The organism is Natrinema sp. LN54, assembly GCF_052439245.1.
In the GTDB taxonomy this organism is placed as follows: Archaea; Halobacteriota; Halobacteria; order Halobacteriales; family Natrialbaceae; genus Natrinema; species Natrinema versiforme_A.
Window position 1 is genome coordinate 549116 of sequence record NZ_JBQVRP010000003.1, and the last position, 19660, is coordinate 568775.

Consider the following 19660-nt stretch of genomic DNA (forward strand, 5'->3'; position numbering starts at 1 on the left):
TCGAGTCGGCGGATCGATCGGCCGCCGGCGGCGACTCGTCCTCGAGGCCGGGCCGGCTACAACTCGAGCGTGTAGACCACTTCCCGTCGCCGCTGGCCGCCGATCTCGACGTCGTCCTCCTCGGTCAGTTCGAACCCGTGTTCCTCGTAGAACTCCCGGCCGCCGTCGTTCGAGGCGAGATCGATCGCGCGCATCCGCTCCATGTTGAAGTCCCGGAGGTCCTCGCGCAGCCGCTCGTACAGCGCGGTGCCGATCCCCTCCCCCTGATGATCGGGATGGACGGACATGCGGAGTACGTCTCCCTCTTCCTCGGAGACGACGCCGTGGGTGAAGCCGACGATTTCGTCGTCCGTTTCCGAGGCGCGTTGTGCCTCGCGCTTCTCTGCGACGAGAAAGGCGGTTCCCGGCTTCGACAGCGCCGTCTCGAGCGCCTCGTCGCCGTACCACTCGTCGACCGTTCGGTCGATCGTCTCGGCGTCGAGTTCGTCGTAGGTCTCGTGCCACGTCTCGCGGGCGACGGCCCTGATCCGGTCGCGGTCGTCGAGGGTCGCGGGTCTGATCTCCATACCGCGCGCTACGACAGCGAGTGACAAAGTGGTTGCACCGTCTCAGTTAGGGTCGCCGTCGACTCGCGGCGACCGCCCGTCTCTCGCGTTCAGCGCCGGCTGAGCAGGACGAAAACGGCGATTACGGCGGCCGCGACGCCGATGATCGTCGGGAGGAGCTGTCCGGAGCCCCACTCCCACCCGAGGACCTGCGTGCCGACGATCGCCACGAGCGCGACGGCGAGGCCGATCGCCGTGAGTAGCGGGGACGAGTTTCGACCGAGCGAACGCGCCATATCGGCTGTAAAACGTCTAACATAATAATTTCAGGGGGCAACCCCGTCCGACCGCTCAGTCCGGCAACCGCCGGGCGATCGCCGCGAGCGACTCGCGTCCTTGCACCTCTCCCTCGAGAGCCGGTAGCGTCGCGACCGCGAGGTCCGGAAACGCCGTTCGGATCTCCGCCAGCCGCTCCTCGTGGCGGTCCCGCCGCGACCGACAGCGCGGGCAGCCGTCGTGGGGGTCCTCGAGCACGCGGTTCACGACCAGCCGTTCGACCGGCACGCCGGTCTCGCGCAATCGCTCGACGAGCCGTTCCGTCTCAGCGATCGCCATCGATTCCGGGACGAGCACGACGCGAAACTCGGTCCGCTCGGGATCGACGAGCAGGTCACGTGCGCGCTCGAGGCGGTCCCGAAACGCCGCGAGACTTTCGTCCTCGTCACTGGTGCCAGTCATCATCGACATCGGCCCGAAGACCGCCGTCCGGGCCGCGTTCCCGATCCGCTTTGCCTGTCCGCGAAGCGAGTGTGCCGTCTCGAGTGCCACCCCCATCACGTCGGGCATATCGAACAGCCGTAGCGTGTGGCCCGTCGGCGCGGTGTCGAAGACGACGGTGTCCCACTCGCCGGCGTCGACGTACTCGACCAGCAGGTCGAGCGCTGCGATCTCGTCGCTGCCGGCCGGCGCACCCGTCGCGAAGAGCCGCTCGACCTCCGCGTCCGAGAGACTGATCCCGGCGCTGCGGAGGTCCGCGGCCAGCGCCCGCGTCAGTTTCTCGTAGCGCTCGTTTCGAGTCTCGGGATCGACTTCGACGGCCCAGAGGCCGCCCGCGGGGTCCGAGTCGGCCCCGTCGACCGCCTCGAGCGCCCCCTCCAGTTCGGTCGGCTCCGGGCCGATCTCGGCCTCGAGCGAGTCCGCGAGCGAGTGGGCCGGATCGGTGGAGACGACGAGCGTCTCTCGCTCGGCGGCGGCCAACGAGAGGCCGGTCGCGGCCGCACAGGTCGTCTTACCGACGCCGCCCTTGCCGCCGTAGAAGATGCAGTCGGTCATAGCCCACGTCCCACGGCTACGACCGTAAACGAATCCCGCAACGGAAACCGAGTCGCCGCTCTGCGAGGACGGTGCCGATCAGATGTCGACGCGGTCGAACCGGTAAAGCGCGACGGCGATCGGGACGACGATCCAGAACAGCAGGATGATACAGGAGAACCAGTCCTGCAGGAAGAACGGGAGGCCGTCCGGGAACGCGGCCTCGTTGAACGTCGTCCCGATCGAGTCACTCGAGAGGGAACTGAACAGCGTGATCGTGTTCTGGTACGCGTTACCGGGGTCGACCATGTTGATGAACTGCGCCCAGTCGGGCAATCGGGTCCGCTCGACTTGCTGTCCGGTGAAGTCCGTCGCCATGTAGGTGACTCCGTCGATGTACCCTCGATTCATCAGGAGTCCCAGCGCGGTCTGGATCGAGTTCCAGACGATGTAGAACAGGACGAAGACGCCGAACATCGCCGCGCCGGCCATCGTCGTCGAACGGGTCAGCGACGAGAGCGAGACGGCGATGCTCATGTACGCGAGCCCGTAGACGATCGTCATCGCCAGGAAGGCGATGTATGCCGGGAAGGAGAACTCCGAGACGGCGAACGCGACGGCGACCATGCCGATGAGAAAGCCGATGATCAGCGACAGGGTGAGCACGGCCGTCCGACCCAGCAGCTTGCCGAGGAGGACGTCCTTCCGCGAGTGGGGCAGCGACAGCAAGACCTTGATGCTCCCCGTCTCGCGTTCGCCGGCGATGGACTTCCACCCGAGAATGAGCGCGATCAGCGGGATGACGAGCTTACACACCTGACTGACCAGCGAGATGAATCCGATCGTCGTGAGATCGTCCGGATTCGCCCACGAGATGAAGCCGGCCAAGGCGGCCATGAGGGTGAAAAAGAACACGCTCAGCCCCCAGAACAGCCACGAGCGGATCGAGTCCTGAAAGTCCTTCTTCGCGACCGCACGCACGCTCTCGAGGTTGACCGAACTCGAGGCCGAGCCGCCCGTCGAATCGGACGCGGTACCGGTTTCGGTACTCATCGCGCATGCACCCCCGTATCCGTGGTGTACGACTGGAAGACGTCGTCGAGCGACGCCTCGGTCGTCGTGAAGTCCCGGACCTCGATGCCGCGGTCCTCGAGCGTCGAGAGAACCGCCGTTTTCGAGCCGTCGACGGCGACGACGACCGTCGGCGGGTCCCGGCCCTCGACGGTGGCGTTCGTCACGTCTGGCAGCGAGCGGACCGCCTGCAGGGCGTCGTCGTCGATCCGGTCGACGGTGACCCGCAGCGTCGTGCCGCCCTCGACGGAGTCGCGCAGTCCCTCGACGGAGTCGACGGCGACCATCTCGCCGTCCCGGAGGATGCCGACGCGGTCACAGACCGCCTCGACCTGCTCCATGATGTGACTCGAGAAGAAGACGGTCGCGCCCCGCTCGTTCTCCTCGCGGACGATGTCTCGCATTTCGCGGGCGCCGTTCGGGTCGAGTCCGGTGGAGGGCTCGTCCAGAATCAGCAGGTCCGGTTCGCCGACCAGCGCCATCGCGAGCATGAGCCGCTGGGCCATCCCCTTCGAGTAGCCGCCGGCTTTCTTGTCGATCGCGTCGACCAAGCCGACGCGCTCGAGCAGCGCCTCGGGGTCCGCGTCGGCGTTTTTGGACTCGATCGCGAACTGGAGGTGTTGGCGGGCGGTCAGCCGGTCGTAGGTCTCGACGCCCTCGGGGAGGACGCCGGTCCGTTGCCGGATGTCCCGGCTGTACTGCTGGGCGTCCATGCCGAGGACGCTGACCTCGCCCGCGGTCGGCCGGGCGAAATCGAGGATGATGTTGATCGTCGTCGACTTGCCGGCACCGTTGGGACCGAGGAAGCCGAACACCTCGCCTTCCTCGACTTGGAAGGAGAGCTCCTCGAGCGCGAGGGTCTGACCGAACGACTTGGTCAGGTTGTCGACTGTAATAGCGGGCATGTCCGTGTGGACACAGCGTTGCCCGATAAGGTTTTTGACATCACGACTACAGCTGAAACCATCGGTTTACGCGCGGTGGGCATCTCGCCGATCGTGATTTCACGATCCCGAGTCCGAAACGATCGCGGCGGGTCGCATCGCGGTTAGATCGGATCGTCCGGATCGTACCGCTCCGCCGTTCGGTCGACCTCCTCGGCGTACCGCTGCCGGGTCTCCTCGTCCGGCACCGGCTCGAGTTCGTCTTCGGGGATTTCGGTCGCCGCGGTGACGGTCGGCCCGGTCCGCAGCGCCGTCGACGACCGCTCGTGTTGCTGATAGCGCGAGCCGTCCGGCGTCGCGTAGACGAGGGTTACGAAGTCCCGATCCCCGATCTCCCGTTCGACGAGCCAGCACTGCACCGTCGAGTCACTCATACCCGGCGGGTTCGGCGTCGACCACCGAGAATGTACCGAGTCGGCACGATCGGAAGGCGGGGCCTACTCCCGGGAACGGGCCCCGACGTACTTGGTGGTCGGCGTCGGAGCGGGGACAACGAGTGCTCATGGCCGACTCTCGGAGCCAACGCGTCGAGCAGTGGCGCGAACACGTCGACGAACTGTGTCACGACGGGGAGACCGTCGAGCACCGGGCCGACCTCGAGGGCGCGACGGTCGTCGTCACGAACCAGCGCGTACTGGCGGTTCCGTCCGACTCGAGCGGGCCGACCGTTCGCCACGTCGACCGGCCGAACGTCGGAACCATCGCCGTCGAGACCGACCACCGACTGCGCGATCTCTGCGTGGGATTCGTCGCCGCGTTCGTCGGAATCGGACTGATCGAACTGACGAGGGGCGTCAGCTTCGCGACGCTGGTTCCGGGCGTCGACCTCGGGTGGAGCGAATCGACACCGGGCGCGACACAGCTCGCGGGCGTCGTCGAGTCCGCCCTCGACCTCCTCGAAACGGCTCTCTTGCTGGTCGAATGGGGCGTGCTCCTGAGCGGCGTCGCCGCGATCGCGCTCGCGCTCGCTCTCATCGCCCGGTACGTCCGATCGCGCTCGCGTCGACTCGTCTGCAGGGTCCACGGCGGGGACGACCTCGCGTTCGCCGTCAGCGACGCGGATCTCGAGGCCGATGCCGTCGCCGACCTCGAGCGCGCGATTCGACCGGGAGACGGGCCGGCGCTCGAGGGAGCGGGCGGGAGCGAGAGCGGCAGCCGGAGCGACGGGAGAAGCGACGACGGACGCGATCGAGCGATGGGCGACGACCCGGCGGCGAGCGACTGAGCGGTCGGCGTCGGCGCGGCGGCGAGCACGACCGTCCAGTGTGCCGACCGGTGGCGAGGAGTCAGGCTGAAACCTCCTGACTCCGTAGGGCCGCCGATGAACGCCGACGGGGTTCGCGAGCGGGCCGGGTCGTTGCCGCGAGAGCCCGGCGTCTACCAGTTCCGCGAGGGAGACACCACGCTCTACGTCGGGAAGGCGGTCGATCTCCGCGATCGGGTGCGGTCCTACGCCGACCCCCGCAGCGCGCGGATCCGCCGGATGGTCGACCGCGCCGACGACATCGAGATCGCCGTCACCGACACCGAGACCCAAGCGTTGCTGCTCGAGGCGAACCTGATCAAGCGCCACCAGCCGCGGTACAACGTCCGGCTCAAGGACGACAAATCGTATCCGATGGTGCAGTTGACCGACCACGACGCGCCGCGGATCGAGGTCACCCGCGATCCCGACGAGTCGGCGACCGTCTTCGGCCCCTACACCAGCAAGGGGCAGGTCGAGACGGTCGTCAAAGCCCTGCGGGAGACCTACGGCGTCCGCGGGTGTTCGGACCACAAGTACACCGGCCGGGACCGGCCGTGTCTGGACTACGAAATGGGGCTCTGTACCGCCCCCTGTACCCGCGAGATCGACCTCGAGAGCTACGGCGAGGACGTCACCGCCGTCGAGCGGTTCCTCGAGGGCGAGACGGGAATCCTCGCGGACCCGCTGCGTCGGGAGATGGAAGCCGCCGCGGAGGAACAGAACTTCGAGCGCGCGGCGAACCTGCGGGACCGCCTCGAGACCGTCGCGGCGTTCCACGGCGAGGGCGGCGAGGCGGTCCAGTCGGTCGGCGACGAGCAGGGCGTCGACGTCCTCGGCGTGGCGATCGAGGGCGAGGACGCGACGGTCGCCCGGCTGCGCGCCGAGGACGGCAAACTGGTCGATCGGGATCGGCACACGCTCGAGGCGCCCGCGGCCGAAGGCGCCGGAAATGAGGAGGGCGGCGTCCCCGCAGTGCTGGCCGCTTTCCTCGTCCAGTACTACGCCGAACGCGACCTCCCCGACGCCCTGCTCCTGCCCGAGCGCCACGGCGACGAGGAGGTCGCCGCGTGGCTCGAGGCCGAGGGCGTCTCGGTCCGCGTGCCGGGCGCGGGCCGAGAGGCCAAACTCGTCGAACTCGCGCTGAAGAACGCCCGGCGCAACGTGGGTCGGCGCGACGAGTGCGGCATGCTCGCGGACGCCCTCGAGATCGAGTCGGCCCGGCGGATCGAGGGTTTCGACGTGAGCCACGCGCAGGGAAAAGCGGCGGTCGGCAGCAACGTCACCTTCGTCGATGGCAGCGCCGAGAAGGCCGATTACCGCCGGAAGAAGCTGACCGACCAGAACGACGATTACGACAATATGCACGCCTTACTCGAGTGGCGCGCCCGCCGCGCCGTCGAGGACCGGGACGATCGGCCGGACCCCGACCTGCTCCTGATCGACGGCGGCGAGGGCCAACTCGAGGCGGCTCGAGACGCGCTCTCGGCGGTCGGCTGGGACGTGCCGGCGGTCGCGCTGGCGAAGACCGAGGAGCGGGTGGTCACGCCCGATCGGACGTTCTCGTGGCCGAGCGACGCGCCGCACCTGCACCTCCTCCAGCGCGTGCGCGACGAGTCCCACCGCTTTGCCGTGCAGTACCACCAGACGGTCCGAGACGAGGTCAAAACGGTCCTCGACGACGTGCAGGGGGTCGGTCCCGAGACGCGAAAGCGGTTGCTCGGACGCTTCGGCAGCGTCGAGAACGTTCGGGAGGCGAGTCTGGACGACCTCGAGAGCGTCGAGGGAATCGGCGAGAAGACGGCGGAGACGATCAAATCGAGACTCTGACAGCCGTTGAATACGATTTACTGTCTTCGCCCGCTTTTCGGATAGAACGGTCGAGTTCACAGCGAGTAACGACGGAGACGAGTGTCCCGCTATCGTGGCAACAGTGAATCGCCACGTCCTCCCCAGCCGATTCGCTCACTCACACGGTTCGTTCGCTCATCCACCGGAAGACGCAGTGCGTCTTCCGAGCCATTCGCTCGTGCTACTCGCGAAGACCTCGCACAGTTTTCGTGGTGTGGCTCGCTGTTCGCTCGCCACACCACAGCGCGCGCCACTGCAGTAGCGGGCACCAGTCCGGTTCTCGAGCGACCCGTTCTCGATGCGCCGTTGAAGTCGGCGTGTAATGCGACCGTTGCGAAGGCAAGGACAGGGCTATCCCCCGGCCTGATCCATGTGTGAGTATGGCAGAGGAAGACGACCTCGACGACTTGCTCGACGAACTCGACAGTCAGGGCGACCTCGAGACCTCCCAGCAGGTGTTATCGATCCGGACCGAGAGCCGCCGGTACGACAAGCCGGTGACGATCATCGAGGGCTTCGACCTCACGAAATCCGAGATCGAATCGACCGCCTCGGACCTCAAGAGTTCGCTCGGGACGGGCGGCACGGTCGACGAGGGCCGGATCGAACTGCAGGGCGACCACCGCGACCGCGTCCCGGACCTGCTTCGGGACCGGGGATTCGACGTTCGCGAGTGAAGACGGGACGGCCGTCTCCGCCCGCCGACGCTCGAGGAGCGCTCGCCGCAGAATCGGTCGCTTCGGGCAACGGGCTATTTATGTTCCACGTTCGATAATGACGTATGCACGTTCGACCCGCGACGACCGACGACTTCGAGGCGATCACGGCCGTCGCTTGCGCCACGTGGCACGACACTTACGACGAACTCGAGGCGGACGTGATCGACCGGACGGTCGACGACTGGTACACCGACGATTCGATGCCGCTCGAGGCACCGGGAACGATCGTTCTCGTTGCGGAAGAGCGCGAGGCGCAACGCGCCTCGAAACGAAGCGGTAACGCCGCTGAAGACGGCGAGGTCGTCGGCTTCACCCACGCGGTCGCACAGGGCGACAAAGCCGATATCCTCCGGATGTACGTTCACCCGGACCGGCAGGGCGAGGGCATCGGCTCGCAACTCCACGAGCGACTGATGGCCGAACTCGAGGCCTATGATATCGAGCGAATTCGGTCGATCGACTTCGCGTTCAACGACGCCAGCCGCGCCTTCTACGAGGGACTCGGCTTCGAACAGACGGACGAGGGTGAGGTCGAGATCGACGGCGACTACTATCCCGAGGCGGTCTACACGCTCGAGTTGTAAGCCGGACCGCTGAACTGTCTCCGGGCCGCTGAACTGCCTTCCGCGCTGTTGAACTATCGCCCCGGCTCCGGCTGTCCCGATTCGCCCGATACTCGCTACTCGAGGTCGATCCCGTGGTCCGCGAGCAGCGCCCGGAACTCGCTTTCGTCGAGGATCGGCACGTCATTGTCTTCCGCGTCCTGTTGTTTCGTCGCGCCCGGGTTCTCGCCGGCGACGAGGTAGTCCGTGTTCCCGGAGACGCTGCCGGTCGCGTTCGCGCCGTGGGTCTCGACGAGATCTTGTGCCTCGCCTCTGGTCATCTCGGCGAGCGACCCGGTGAAGACGAACGTGAGTCCCTCGAGTTCGCCGCCGGTGTCGGTATCGACGTCGATTTCCTGCGGGGAGACGTGCTCGAGCACGTCGTCGACCACGGCGGCGTTCGCCTCGCTCGCGAAGAACTCGTGGATCGTCTCGGCGACGGTCTCGCCGACGTCGTCGACGCCCTCGAGCTGCCCGGGCTCGTCCTCGGCGGCCTCGCGGACGGCCTCGAACGTCCCGAACTCGCGGGCGAGTTCGCGGGCCGTCGTCGGGCCGACGTGGGGGATGCCCAGCGCGGAGAGAAAGTCGGGCAGGGGCGGCTCGCGGCTGGCGTCGATCTCCGCGAGCAGGTTCTCGGCGCTGGTCTCACCCCAGCCCTCGAGGTCGGTGAGGTCCTCGCGGTCGAGTTCGTAGAGGTCCGCGACCGTCTCGAGCAGGCCGGCATCGACGAGCTGGCGGACGCTTTTCTCACCGAGTCCCTCGAGGTCGAGGCCGTCGTCGCTCGCGTAGTACTCGATCGAGCGCCGGAGTTGCGCGTCGCAGCCGAGGCCGCCGGTACAGAACGCGATCGGGCCGTCGCGCTCGACGGGGCTGTCGCAGACGGGACACGTCTCGGGCAGTTCGTAGTGGCCCTCGCTGCCCTTCTCGACGACCTCCTCGACGTAGGGGATCACGTCGCCCGCCCGCTGCACGCGGACGGTGTCGCCGACGTTGACGTTCTTCGCCTCGATCTCGTCGGGGTTGTGCAGGCTCGCTCGCGAGACGGTGACGCCGCCCACGTCGACCGGCTCGAGCAGGGCGACGGGCGTCAGCCGACCCGTTCGGCCGACCTGTACCGCGACATCGGCGATCGGGGTGACCTCCGCGCGGGCGGGGAACTTGTAGGCGAACGCCCAGCGGTCGTGGCGCGCCGTCCGACCGAGTTCCTCCCGGGCCTCGCGGTCGTCGACCTTGATCACGACGCCGTCGATCTCGTAGTCCAGTTCGTCGCGGGCCTCGAGCAGGCGGTTGCGGTAGTCGATCGCCCCGTCGATGTCGTCGACCACCTCGACGCGGTCGTTCGTCCGCAGTCCGAACTCGGGGAAGCGCTCGAGTTCCTCTCGATGGGTGTCCTCGAGTTCGCTGGCCGCGAGCACGTCGAAGTAGAAGACCGCGAGCGGGCGCTCGGCGACGACCGAGGGATCGAGTTGGCGGATCGTGCCGGCGGTCGCGTTGCGCGGGTTCGCGAAGGGGTCCTCGCCGCGCTCGATGCGCTCGCGGTTGTGTCTCTGGAACTCGTCTTTCGGCATGTAGACCTCGCCCCGAACCGCGAGGGTCTCGGGGTAATCGCCGTGGAGTTGCTGGGGCACCGAGCCGATGGTCCGGGCGTTGCGGGTCACGTCGTCGCCCTCGCGGCCGTCCCCGCGGGTGACCGCCCGCTCTAAGCTGCCCTCCTCGTAGACGAACTCCATGGAAACGCCGTCGAACTTGGGCTCGCAGACGTACCGAACGTCGCCCGCGTGCCCGCTGGCGCGTAACTCGCGGCGCACCCGCTCGTCGAACTCCCGGACGTCGTCTTCCTCGCCGCTGTTGTCGATCGACAGCATCGGCGCGACGTGCTCGACCGTGTCGAACGCCTCGATGGGCTCGCCGCCGACGCTTCGCGTGGGGCTGTCGGGATGGGAGAGATCGAACGCGTCCTCGAGGTCGCGCAGTCGGGCGAAGAGCGCGTCGTACGTGCGGTCGGCGATCAGCGGCTCGCTCTCGACGTAGTACCGGCGGTCGTGCTCGCGAATCGCCTCCCGAAGCAGTTCGACCTGCCGTTCGGCCTCGGCCGCCGAGAGTTCCTCGAGCGGCGCGAAATCGGTCGGCGGATCCCGGAGATACGGGTTGTCTTCGTCTGCAGTCTCGTGTGTGAGCGACATCGATATCGGTCTTGCTCGGAGCTTGCTCCGCGGAGCCGTTAACGTTACTGCAGTTGCTTCGGCCCGAATCCCGCGTGCCGGCGGGGGCCTACGCCCACGGACTGTCACCGACCTCGGCGCGGACTCGCGGCCCGACCTCGATGCGGCAGTCGGCTCGCGGCGAGGCGATACACAACAGGACGTAGCCGTCCGCCCCTTCCTGCTCGGTCAGCGCCTGCGGTGACCGCCGGTACGTGAACCCCTCCGCGGCGTCGATCGGTTCGTTCGGTTCGTTCTCCTTGAGGTCGCCGTCTCCGTCCTCGAGCGCGACCAGCCGACCGACGCAGGTGATGCAGGTCCCGGTCCGACAGTCGTACGGAAGCCGGATACGGTCCCGCTGGGCCGCTTCGAGCACCGTCTCGTCCTCGGCGACGACGACCGACTCGGTCCGGCCGTCGGCCCACTCGAGGGTCACGTCGTAGTCCGTCATCGTCCCCCCGTTGGCTGCGCTCGTCGTTCGGATCGGTCGATCATAGCGTGGGTACGGTCCGCGACGGCAAAAGTCCGTGCGCGCGAGCCACGGGTGAGACGCGAAACACGATCTCCTTGTGACCGGTGTGGTTCTCCGTCCGCGACAGGGTGGCCGCAGTCCGGAATGCGGAATCAGTCCACGGTTGGCGTCGATTCGCCCGTTGTCTCGGCGGCGTCCCGGTCGGTGTCTTCCGTGTAGACGATTCCCCAACCGGTCGCCCCCATCAGGATCAGGACCAGCGGCGAGAGGATCCCGAAGAAGTAGTACGGGGCGTACTCGATCACCGGTACGCCGAGCGCCGAGGCCATGAAGGCGCCGCCCGAGCCCCACGGCACGAACGCCGACGTCGTCGTCCCCGACGCTTCGACCGCCCGCGAGAGGTTCCGGCTGTCGAGGTCGTACTCGTCGTACAGGTTCTGCAGCGTCATGCCGGGCACGACGATCGCCATGTACTGCTCCGCGGCGAGGAAGTTCATCGCGACCGTCCCCACGGCCGTGCCGGCGGTCAGGCCCGCGACGCTGCTGACGGCCCGTCCGATGTGGTACGCGATCGCCGCCAGCACGCCGGTTTCCTGCAAAATTCCGCCCAGCGCCAGCGCGGCGACGACGATCGAGATCACCCACACGGAGCCCTCGAGGCCGCCGCTCGCGAGCAGTTCGTCCGTAAGGTCGACTCCTGTTTCGGGGCCGGTCCCGAAGTGGATGGTTTCCCACGCGGCGGCGAAGCCGACGCCCTGCAGCGTGGTACTGACCGCGACGCCGGCGAAGATACCGGCTCCGAGCGACGGCAACGCCGGGAAGCCATACAGCGCAAGCGCGAACGTGATGATCAGCGGGACGAAGGTGATCGGCGAGATGACGTAGCTACTCGAGAGTCCGCCTTGAATCTCGGCGACGCGGTCGGCGGGGATCGTCCCGCTCGCGCTCAGGCCCAAGACGACGAACAGGAGCAGCGAGATCGCAAAGGAGATCGCGGTCCCGGGACGCATCGCGCGGATGTGATCCATCAGGTCCGTGTTCGTCACCGCGGCGGCGAGGTTCGTGGTGTCGGAAAGCGGCGAGTTCTTGTCGCCGGTGTAGGCTCCCGACAGGACGGCGCCGGCCGTCATCGCCTCCGAAATCCCGAGCCCGGAGCCGATCCCGATCATCGCGACGCCGAGCGTCCCGGCCGTCGTCCACGACGACCCGATCGCGAAGGCGACGACCGCCGAGAGGACGACGGTAAAGGGGAGGAATATCCGCGGCGACAGGAACTCCAGCCCGTAGTACATGAGCGTCGGGATCGTCCCGGAATCGATCCACGACGAGATGAGCATGTAGATGACGAACAGGATGAGAATGGCTTGAAGCCCGGTCAGAATACTGCGCCCGATGCCGTCGTAGAGGTCGCCCCACGAGTAGCCGAAGTAGTACCGTCCGAACAGTCCCGCGAAGGCGATCCCCCACAGCAGCGGCATCTGCGGGTCCATATCGAGCCAAATCATCCCGACCGAGAGGAACAAGAGCATTCCCGTGATGGGGACGAGCGCTTCCCCCAACGACGGCTGCTTGTCCTCTGGGATTTCGTCGTAGGTCTTCGGTGTGAAATCCAGTCCCATGTTCGGGTCGACCCGAGTTTGCGACAGCGGCTATAAATAAACCGTCATTCGCCGGTCGACTTCCGGCGTCGCAGCGACCGAACCGAGCCGGCGACCAGACCCAGTACTTTACCCGTCGGAGAGCCTACGACCGAGTAGATGGGACAGGGAACGGAGTTCGGACTGGTCGACCTCGAGGAAGCTGATACCCCGGGCGACGAGTGGGAGGAGATCGACGTCTCGGACACCGAGGCGGACCGGATCGCCCGCAAACGCGACCGCGAGTTCGAGCAGTTCGAGGAGCGGATCAAAGACGCCGAGCAGTTCAAGGTCGAGCAGTCGGTGTTCGACGACGCGACCTTCGCGGCGTTGTACAAGCTCGTCCAGGACGGCTACGTCGAGGCCTTCGGCGGGCCGCTCTCGACGGGCAAGGAGGCGAACGTCTACCACGCGCTGGGCGACGACCGCGAGGTCGCGGTCAAGATCTACCGGATCAACGCCTCGAACTTCCGGCAGATGCGTGACTATCTCGAGGGCGACCCCCGATTCGAGGGACTGGGCGGGAAGAAGAAAGACGTCGTCCTCGCGTGGACGAAAAAGGAACTGGCGAACTTAGAGCGCGCGAAAGCGGCGGGCGTGCGGGTGCCGGAACCGATCGCGACCGAGCGCAACGTACTGGTCATGGAGTACATCGGGACCGAAGACGGCCGCGCGAAGCGGCTCGGCGAGGTCCAGATCGAGAACCCCCAGACCGCCTACGAGGTCATGCGCGAGTACATGCGCCGGCTCTACTCGGCCGGCCTGATCCACGGCGACCTGAGCGAGTACAACGTCGTCTTCGACGAGGACGAGGGTCAACTGGTCCTGATCGACCTCGGACAGGCCGTCACCGTCCACCATCCCAACAGCCGCGAGTTCCTCGAGCGGGACTGCCGAAACGTCGCGAGTTTCTTCTCCCGGCAAGGGCTCGAGGTGACCGAGGACGACCTCCTCGAGTTCGTCACGAGTCCGGAACCGGACCCGTCTCGAGACTGATCCTCGAGTCGATCCCCCGAAATCTTCTTCACCACCGACTGAAAATGGGCGGACAGTGATCTCCGCTCTCGAGTGGCAGTGGCGCTGGCAGCCCCTCTCGAGAGCGGACAGTGTCGTCGCGGCGGACGACGCGGCCTAACCCGGCGACCGCGGCGGTGACGCTCCCTTCGCTCGTTTTCCGTTTGAATCGTCTTCCAGCCGCTGCAGTCGACTCCGAGACACGAATGACAGACTCACGCGAAACCGCAGATACCACTGAGACGACGCGCACGGATTCGAGTTCGCCCGCTGACCAGTTCACCGTCACTCCCTACGCCGTCGACGGCGAGATCGACTACGAGAAACTGCTCGAGCGGTTCGGGGCCGACCGGCTCACCGACGAGCAGATCGAACGCTTCCCTGACCACCCGCTGCTCAGACGGCGGACGTTCTACGCGGGCCGAGACGTCGACGAGTACCTCGAAGCCGCCGCGGCCGGCGATCCGCACGCGATCGTCACCGGTCGCGGCCCCTCGGGACCGATGCATCTGGGCCACGTCCTCCCGCTGTACCTCGCGAAGCGGTTCCAGCGGGAGACCGGCGCGACGGTCTATATCCCGCTCTCCGACGACGAGAAGTTCCTCGCGAAGGACCAGCCGTTCGACGCCATCGGCGAGCACACCCGCGAGAACCTGCGCGATATCCTCGCCGTCGGCTTCGATCCCGACCGGACGCGGATCGTCGTCGACACCGCCGACGCGGACGTGGTCTACCCGATCGCGGTCCGCCTCGCGAAGCACCTCACGCCAGCCACAGTCGAGGCCGTCTACGGCGAGCAGGACACCGTCGGCCTACAGTTCTACCCCGCTGTGCAGGCGACTCACCTCTTGCTCCCGCAACTCGTTGCCGGCCGGCAGCCGACGCTGGTCCCCATCGCCATTGATCAGGACCCTCACGTCCGCGTCTGTCGCGACGTCGCCGCGAAGGAGGCGCTGCCGGTCGAAAAGCCGGGCGCGCTGCTCGGCCGGTTCCTCCCGAGTCTCGACGGACCGGGCAAAATGAGTTCCTCCGGCGACGCGCCCTCGATCGAACTCACCGCCGATCCCGAAACGGTCGCCGAGACGATCCGGACCCACGCCTACACCGGCGGCCGAGCAACCATCGAGGAACACCGCGAGAAGGGCGGTGACCCGACCGTCGATGTCCCCTTCCAGTACCTCCGATACTTCTTCGAACCCGACGACGCCGAACTCGAGCGCATCGCGGCCGACTACCGGTCTGGCGACCTGCTCAGCGGGGAGTTGAAGGAACTCGCGATCGAGCGGATTACAGCGTTTCTCGCCGATCACCAGCGCCGGCGCGAAGAACTGGGATCGATCGAGGCCGACCTCGAGCCCTACCGGCTGACCGACGAGGAGCGGCAGCGGGCGCTCGAGCGGGCCGGCGTGCCGACGGGACTCGATCGATAGCCGTTCGATCGCGCAGTGTCTCCCGAATCGGCGTTCCCCGAACGCCTTAGTGGCTCGCTCCCACGCGAACGCGTATGAACATCGGCATCGTCTCCGACACTCACGACAACGTCGAAGCCATCGAACGGGCGACCGAGGTCTTCGCCGAGGAGGGCGTCGAGATCGTCGTTCACTGCGGCGACTTCGTCGCACCCCTGATGATCGATTACTTCGAGGGGTTCGAACTTCACGGCGTCCTCGGGAACAACGACGGCGACGTCGCGAACATCCAGGCGGCGTTCGACCGGCTCGGCGACGAGAGCCGACTCCACGGCCGCTTCGCCGACCTCGAGTTCGACGGGCTCTCGTTCGCAGTTCTCCACGGCGAGAGTAAGGCGGAGGTCGCGGCGATCGCGGCCGGCGACAGCTACGATTTCGTCTGTTACGGCCACCACCACGAGCGCGAGCTGTCGGAGGACGGGCGGACGACGGTACTCAATCCCGGCGCGCACGTGCTGGCGTCGGATCGGACGGTCGCAATCGTCGACACCCGCTCGGAGTCGGTGCGGTTCCGCTCGGTCCGCGAGTAGCGGGCTTCGACCGCGCCGCGCCTCGAGACGCGTGTGACGGTGCCACGGAACACCCGGTACTCGCGGACCAAGCGCTTAACCTCGACCAGCGAGTACCGGACTGTATGCAGCACGTGAAGATTCCGCAGGACCGCATCGGCGTTCTCATCGGTGAAGGAGGCGAGACGATGCGCGAGATCGAGGCGGAAGCCGAAGTACGACTCGACATCGACTCGGAGAACGGCTCCGTCGCCGTCGAAACCGTCGGCGATCCCGTGCTCGGCCTCAAAGGCCCCGAGATCGTCCGCGCCATCGGCCGCGGCTTCGCACCGGAGGACGCCCTGCGACTGCTCGAGGACGACATGATGTTGTTCGACGTGGTCGACATCGACGCCGCCTCGCGCAACAAGACCGACATGAAACGCAAGAAGGGCCGGCTCATCGGCGAGGGCGGCCGGACCCGGGAACTGATGGAGGAACTGACCGGTGCCGATGTCGTCATCTACGGCTCGACGCTCGGTGTCATCGGCGCGCCACAGGAGGTCGACGTCGTCCGCAGCGCCGCCGAGATGCTGCTCGACGGCGCGCCCCACGGCGCGGTCTACTCCTTCCTCGAGGAGAAGCACAACGAGATGAAACACAAGGGAATGGAGTACCACCGGTTCCCCGGCGGTCAGTCCTGATCCGTCTGTTCGCCCCGATTTCTGCTCCGTCGACCGTCTTCTCCCGCGCTCGGAGGAGTCGCCGTGTGAACCGCTTTTCGACCGATAGCTGAACCCGTTCGAATCCCCGCCGACACGTCATCTGTGCGGTGGTTCTCACACAGTGCAAGTATAAATACCCGAACAGCCACCGGTTCGAAAACGCACGACAGGAGCCACCTCTAGCGCCCCTACCTATTCAATAGGGTAAGGTTTATATAGAATAGCAAACAATCCCTCGAGTGACTATGGCTCAACAGCAGATGGGCAACCAGCCCCTTATCGTACTCTCGGAGGACAGCCAGCGCACCTCCGGGGAGGACGCGCAGTCGATGAACGTGCAGGCCGGGAAGGCGGTCGCCGAATCGGTTCGGACGACGCTCGGCCCGAAGGGGATGGACAAGATGCTCGTCGACTCCTCGGGCAACGTCATCGTCACCAACGACGGTGTCACCCTGCTCTCGGAGATGGAGATCGACCATCCCGCGGCCGACATGATCGTCGAAGTCGCCGAGACCCAGGAAGAGGAAGTCGGTGACGGCACCACCAGCGCGGTCGTCATCGCCGGCGAACTCCTCAGTCAGGCCGAGAACCTGCTGGACCAGGACATCCACGCGACCACCCTCGCGCAGGGATACCGAGAGGCCGCCGAAGAGGCCACCGAGGCCCTCGAGGAGATCGCCATCGACGTCGACGAGGACGACACCGAGATCCTCGAGCAGATCGCCGCGACGGCGATGACCGGCAAGGGCGCGGAGAACGCCAAGGACCTCCTCTCCGAGCTCATCGTCGAGGCCGTTCGCACGGTCTCCGACGACGACGGCGTCGACACGGACAACATCAAGATCGAGAAGGTCGTCGGCGGCTCCATCGAGAACTCCGAGCTCGTCGAGGGCGTCATCGTCGACAAGGAGCGCGTCTCCGAGAACATGCCCTACTTTGCCGAGGACGCCAACGTCGCGATCATCGGCGGCGACCTCGAGATCAAGGAGACCGAGATCGACGCCGAGGTCAACGTCACCGACCCCGACCAGCTCGAGCAGTTCCTCGAGCAGGAGGAGGCCCAGCTGCGAGAGATGGCCGAGCAGATCGCCGACGCCGGCGCCGACGCCGTCTTCGTCGACGGCGGCATCGACGACATGGCCCAGCACTACCTCGCACAGGAGGGCATCATCGCCGTCCGCCGCGTCAAGTCCAGCGACCAGGGTCAGCTCGCACGCGCGACCGGCGCGACGCCGGTCTCGAGCGTCGACGACCTCACCGAGGACGACCTCGGCGTCGCCGGCAGCGTCGCCCAGAAGGAGATCGCCGGCGACCAGCGCATCTTCGTCGAGGACGTCGACGACGCGCAGGCCGTCACCCTGATCCTCCGCGGCGGCACCGAGCACGTCATCGACGAGATCGACCGCGCCGTCGAGGACTCGCTGGGCGTCGTCCGCACGACCATCGAGGACGGCAAGGTCCTCGCCGGCGGCGGCGCGCCCGAGATCGACCTCTCGCTCGCGCTCCGTGACTACGCCGACTCCGTCGGCGGCCGCGAGCAGCTCGCCGTCGAAGCCTTCGCCGACGCGCTCGAGGTCATCCCGCGCACGCTGGCCGAGAACGCGGGCCTCGATCCCATCGACTCGCTGGTCGAACTCCGCAGCGCCCACGACGGCGGCGACACGGGTGCCGGTCTCGACGCCTACACCGGCGACACCATCGACATGGACGCCGAGGGCGTCTACGAGCCGCTCCGCGTGAAGACCCAAGCCATCGAGTCCGCCACCGAGGCGGCCGTAATGCTGCTTCGCATCGACGACGTCATCGCCGCGGGCGACCTCGCAGTCTCCCACGACGACGATGACGAAGAGATGCCGCCGGGCGGCGGTGGCATGGGCGGCGGCATGGGCGGTATGGGCGGCGGCATGGGCGGCATGATGTAAAACGAAGTTTTGCTCTTCGGGCGCGGCAAAGCCGCGCCCTCGGCAAAAATTCGATTAAAAGCACTCCTCCCTCCGTTCGGCCCCTTCGGGGCCACCACATCGGTCGTCGGCCCGCTCGGGCCTGCGGCCCTCGCGGAGGGAGACGGTGTCCATTACCGCTCAAATCACCGTCTCCGCCGTTTCGAGTCGGCCCATCTTTGCGTTTTGCTGTTTCGTTGTCGCGCCGAGTACCTTCGGGTGAGTGGCAAGTATTCGATCCGCGATTGGCTCGAGTCTACCGTGAGCAGCGATAGCGTAGCATATATCGGACGGTCCCGTATCCCACGCTGCCGTCGAGTCACGACGAACTAAGTGCGAGCCCGCAATATTCGCGGGTATGAACACGCTTCTACTGGACAGCGACGACGTCGACGAGCACGCTGCACTCGCGGCCGTCATCGACGCCGTCGAGGAGGCCTTCGGGGCCTTCGAGCGCGGCGACACCCAGATGCCCGCGAAATCGTACATCGACCTCCCGCAGTACAACGGCGACTTTCGCTCGATGCCGGCGTATCTCGATACCGGCGACTGGGACGCCGCCGGGCTGAAGTGGGTCAACGTCCACCCCGACAACCCCGCGGACCACGGGCTGCCGACCGTACTGGGGACGATGATCTACTCCGACCCCGAGACCGCGTTCCCGCTTGCCATCATGGACGGGACGACGCTCACGATGAAACGAACGGGTGCCGCGGCCGCCGTTGCCACCGACTATCTGGCCGTCGAGGACGCCACGACGCTCGGACTCGTCGGGGCCGGCGTCCAGTCGTACACCCAACTCGAGGCGATCAGCGAGGTGCGGCCGATCGAGGAGGTCGTCGTCTCGGACCCCGACGAGGACCGCGTCCGGCGGTTCGTCGAGACCTACGAGGACCGGTTCGACGTTCGCGGCGGCTCGATTTCGGAGGCGGGTCACTGCGACGTCTTGTCGACCGTGACGCCGGTCGAGGACCCGATCGTGGGTCTCGAGGACGTCGGCGAGCAGACCCACATCAACGCGATCGGGGCGGACGCCGCGGGGAAACACGAGTTGAGCGACGAGCTACTGGATGCGGCGCGGATCGTGATCGACGATCACGAGCAGTGTACTCACTCCGGCGAGATCAACGTCCCTTACGGCGAGGGGGCCCTGACCGACGCGGACATCCACGGCGAAATCGGCGAACTCGTCGTCGGTGCGAAAGCGGGTCGAACGGAGGAGACGGGCGTCTCCGTCTTCGACTCGACCGGGCTCGCCATTCAGGACGTCGCGGCCGCCCGCGTGGTCTACGAAAACGCTCGCGAGACCGATTCCGGATACGACTTCGGGATGATCGACACCGACCAGTAACGGTTCCGACCGCCGGTCTGCGACCAGCGCCGAATCCCGAGTGTCGTCTCGCGAAAAATACGGAACGCGGTTTTCTC

Annotated in this window: 19 protein-coding genes; 10 read left to right on the top strand and 9 right to left on the bottom strand. The window is 66.8% G+C overall.

Annotated elements, in window-relative coordinates:
• Positions 1-56 precede the first annotated feature (56 nt).
• The 6 genes from ACT4ML_RS12020 to ACT4ML_RS12045 all read right to left on the bottom strand — a co-directional run bounded on the left by ACT4ML_RS12020 (position 57) and on the right by ACT4ML_RS12045 (position 4245).
• Positions 57-566 (bottom strand): GNAT family N-acetyltransferase, encoded by a 510-nt coding sequence (locus ACT4ML_RS12020; RefSeq protein WP_444721080.1) that lies wholly within the window; start codon positions 564-566, stop codon positions 57-59.
• Between the two features lie 89 nt (positions 567-655).
• Complete coding sequence (locus tag ACT4ML_RS12025) at positions 656-841, bottom strand: multidrug transporter (protein WP_444721081.1); 186 nt, start codon at positions 839-841, stop codon at positions 656-658.
• 55 nt (positions 842-896) lie between these two features.
• Positions 897-1877 carry an ArsA family ATPase gene (locus tag ACT4ML_RS12030; protein WP_444721082.1) on the bottom strand — a complete coding sequence of 327 codons (981 nt, stop codon included), beginning with the start codon at positions 1875-1877 and terminating at the stop codon, positions 897-899.
• A gap of 78 nt (positions 1878-1955) precedes the next feature.
• Entirely contained in the window at positions 1956-2909 is a 954-nt protein-coding gene (locus ACT4ML_RS12035; protein WP_444721083.1) for an ABC transporter permease, read from the bottom strand.
• The gene (locus tag ACT4ML_RS12040) at positions 2906-3832 is read right to left on the bottom strand and encodes an ATP-binding cassette domain-containing protein (RefSeq protein ID WP_444721084.1); all 927 of its coding nucleotides are present in this window, start codon (positions 3830-3832) and stop codon (positions 2906-2908) included. The genes ACT4ML_RS12035 and ACT4ML_RS12040 overlap by 4 nt, the downstream gene beginning before the upstream one ends.
• A gap of 143 nt (positions 3833-3975) precedes the next feature.
• Positions 3976-4245 carry a hypothetical protein gene (locus ACT4ML_RS12045; protein ID WP_444721085.1) on the bottom strand — a complete coding sequence of 90 codons (270 nt, stop codon included), beginning with the start codon at positions 4243-4245 and terminating at the stop codon, positions 3976-3978.
• Between the two features lie 128 nt (positions 4246-4373).
• On the opposite strand from ACT4ML_RS12045, the gene ACT4ML_RS12050 reads away from it, so the two are divergent.
• The 4 genes from ACT4ML_RS12050 (at position 4374) to ACT4ML_RS12065 (ending at position 8268) form a co-directional block, all read left to right on the top strand.
• Positions 4374-5096, top strand: coding sequence for a hypothetical protein (locus ACT4ML_RS12050; protein WP_444721086.1), 723 nt, complete (start codon positions 4374-4376; stop codon positions 5094-5096).
• A gap of 96 nt (positions 5097-5192) precedes the next feature.
• Positions 5193-6944: an excinuclease ABC subunit C gene (locus ACT4ML_RS12055; protein WP_444721087.1), complete on the top strand. Its 1752-nt coding sequence runs from the start codon at positions 5193-5195 to the stop codon at positions 6942-6944.
• A 401-nt stretch (positions 6945-7345) separates the two neighbouring features.
• The gene (locus ACT4ML_RS12060; RefSeq protein WP_444721088.1) at positions 7346-7642 is read left to right on the top strand and encodes a translation initiation factor; all 297 of its coding nucleotides are present in this window, start codon (positions 7346-7348) and stop codon (positions 7640-7642) included.
• Between the two features lie 104 nt (positions 7643-7746).
• Positions 7747-8268, top strand: coding sequence for a GNAT family N-acetyltransferase (locus tag ACT4ML_RS12065; protein WP_444721089.1), 522 nt, complete (start codon positions 7747-7749; stop codon positions 8266-8268).
• 95 nt (positions 8269-8363) lie between these two features.
• On the opposite strand, the gene ligA is transcribed toward ACT4ML_RS12065, so the two are convergent.
• The 3 genes from ligA to arcD form a co-directional block, all read right to left on the bottom strand.
• The gene (gene ligA, locus ACT4ML_RS12070; RefSeq protein WP_444721090.1) at positions 8364-10469 is read right to left on the bottom strand and encodes an NAD-dependent DNA ligase LigA; all 2106 of its coding nucleotides are present in this window, start codon (positions 10467-10469) and stop codon (positions 8364-8366) included.
• A gap of 88 nt (positions 10470-10557) precedes the next feature.
• Positions 10558-10938: a 2Fe-2S iron-sulfur cluster-binding protein gene (locus ACT4ML_RS12075; RefSeq protein WP_444721091.1), complete on the bottom strand. Its 381-nt coding sequence runs from the start codon at positions 10936-10938 to the stop codon at positions 10558-10560.
• Positions 10939-11111: 173 nt separating this feature from the next.
• Positions 11112-12578, bottom strand: a complete 1467-nt coding sequence (arcD, locus tag ACT4ML_RS12080; RefSeq protein ID WP_444721092.1) for an arginine/ornithine antiporter ArcD — start codon at positions 12576-12578, stop codon at positions 11112-11114.
• A 138-nt stretch (positions 12579-12716) separates the two neighbouring features.
• Between arcD and rio1 the strand changes: the two genes are divergently transcribed.
• The 6 genes from rio1 (at position 12717) to ACT4ML_RS12110 (ending at position 19583) form a co-directional block, all read left to right on the top strand.
• Positions 12717-13592, top strand: coding sequence for a serine/threonine-protein kinase Rio1 (gene rio1, locus ACT4ML_RS12085; RefSeq protein WP_444721093.1), 876 nt, complete (start codon positions 12717-12719; stop codon positions 13590-13592).
• A gap of 224 nt (positions 13593-13816) precedes the next feature.
• Positions 13817-15040 (top strand): tryptophan--tRNA ligase, encoded by a 1224-nt coding sequence (locus tag ACT4ML_RS12090; protein ID WP_444721094.1) that lies wholly within the window; start codon positions 13817-13819, stop codon positions 15038-15040.
• A gap of 74 nt (positions 15041-15114) precedes the next feature.
• A complete protein-coding gene (locus ACT4ML_RS12095; protein WP_444721095.1) occupies positions 15115-15609 on the top strand; it encodes a metallophosphoesterase in 495 nt (164 codons plus the stop codon).
• A 104-nt stretch (positions 15610-15713) separates the two neighbouring features.
• The gene (locus ACT4ML_RS12100; protein ID WP_138243518.1) at positions 15714-16271 is read left to right on the top strand and encodes a KH domain-containing protein; all 558 of its coding nucleotides are present in this window, start codon (positions 15714-15716) and stop codon (positions 16269-16271) included.
• A 281-nt stretch (positions 16272-16552) separates the two neighbouring features.
• Positions 16553-18214, top strand: coding sequence for a thermosome subunit alpha (gene thsA, locus ACT4ML_RS12105; protein ID WP_444721154.1), 1662 nt, complete (start codon positions 16553-16555; stop codon positions 18212-18214).
• 376 nt (positions 18215-18590) lie between these two features.
• Positions 18591-19583, top strand: a complete 993-nt coding sequence (locus tag ACT4ML_RS12110; RefSeq protein WP_444721096.1) for an ornithine cyclodeaminase family protein — start codon at positions 18591-18593, stop codon at positions 19581-19583.
• The last annotated feature ends 77 nt before the right edge of the window (positions 19584-19660 follow it).

Coding starts and splice junctions, on each gene's coding strand:
- ACT4ML_RS12045 (WP_444721085.1), bottom strand. CDS start 4,245: ATGAGTGACTCGACGGTGCAGTGCTGGCTCGTCGAACGGGAGATCGGG.
- ACT4ML_RS12100 (WP_138243518.1), top strand. CDS start 15,714: ATGCAGCACGTGAAGATTCCGCAGGACCGCATCGGCGTTCTCATCGGT.
- ACT4ML_RS12060 (WP_444721088.1), top strand. CDS start 7,346: ATGGCAGAGGAAGACGACCTCGACGACTTGCTCGACGAACTCGACAGT.
- ACT4ML_RS12040 (WP_444721084.1), bottom strand. CDS start 3,832: ATGCCCGCTATTACAGTCGACAACCTGACCAAGTCGTTCGGTCAGACC.
- rio1 (WP_444721093.1), top strand. CDS start 12,717: ATGGGACAGGGAACGGAGTTCGGACTGGTCGACCTCGAGGAAGCTGAT.
- ACT4ML_RS12095 (WP_444721095.1), top strand. CDS start 15,115: ATGAACATCGGCATCGTCTCCGACACTCACGACAACGTCGAAGCCATC.
- ACT4ML_RS12020 (WP_444721080.1), bottom strand. CDS start 566: ATGGAGATCAGACCCGCGACCCTCGACGACCGCGACCGGATCAGGGCC.
- ACT4ML_RS12090 (WP_444721094.1), top strand. CDS start 13,817: ATGACAGACTCACGCGAAACCGCAGATACCACTGAGACGACGCGCACG.
- ACT4ML_RS12055 (WP_444721087.1), top strand. CDS start 5,193: ATGAACGCCGACGGGGTTCGCGAGCGGGCCGGGTCGTTGCCGCGAGAG.
- ligA (WP_444721090.1), bottom strand. CDS start 10,469: ATGTCGCTCACACACGAGACTGCAGACGAAGACAACCCGTATCTCCGG.
- ACT4ML_RS12075 (WP_444721091.1), bottom strand. CDS start 10,938: ATGACGGACTACGACGTGACCCTCGAGTGGGCCGACGGCCGGACCGAG.
- thsA (WP_444721154.1), top strand. CDS start 16,553: ATGGGCAACCAGCCCCTTATCGTACTCTCGGAGGACAGCCAGCGCACC.
- ACT4ML_RS12035 (WP_444721083.1), bottom strand. CDS start 2,909: ATGAGTACCGAAACCGGTACCGCGTCCGATTCGACGGGCGGCTCGGCC.
- arcD (WP_444721092.1), bottom strand. CDS start 12,578: ATGGGACTGGATTTCACACCGAAGACCTACGACGAAATCCCAGAGGAC.
- ACT4ML_RS12030 (WP_444721082.1), bottom strand. CDS start 1,877: ATGACCGACTGCATCTTCTACGGCGGCAAGGGCGGCGTCGGTAAGACG.
- ACT4ML_RS12050 (WP_444721086.1), top strand. CDS start 4,374: ATGGCCGACTCTCGGAGCCAACGCGTCGAGCAGTGGCGCGAACACGTC.
- ACT4ML_RS12025 (WP_444721081.1), bottom strand. CDS start 841: ATGGCGCGTTCGCTCGGTCGAAACTCGTCCCCGCTACTCACGGCGATC.
- ACT4ML_RS12065 (WP_444721089.1), top strand. CDS start 7,747: ATGCACGTTCGACCCGCGACGACCGACGACTTCGAGGCGATCACGGCC.
- ACT4ML_RS12110 (WP_444721096.1), top strand. CDS start 18,591: ATGAACACGCTTCTACTGGACAGCGACGACGTCGACGAGCACGCTGCA.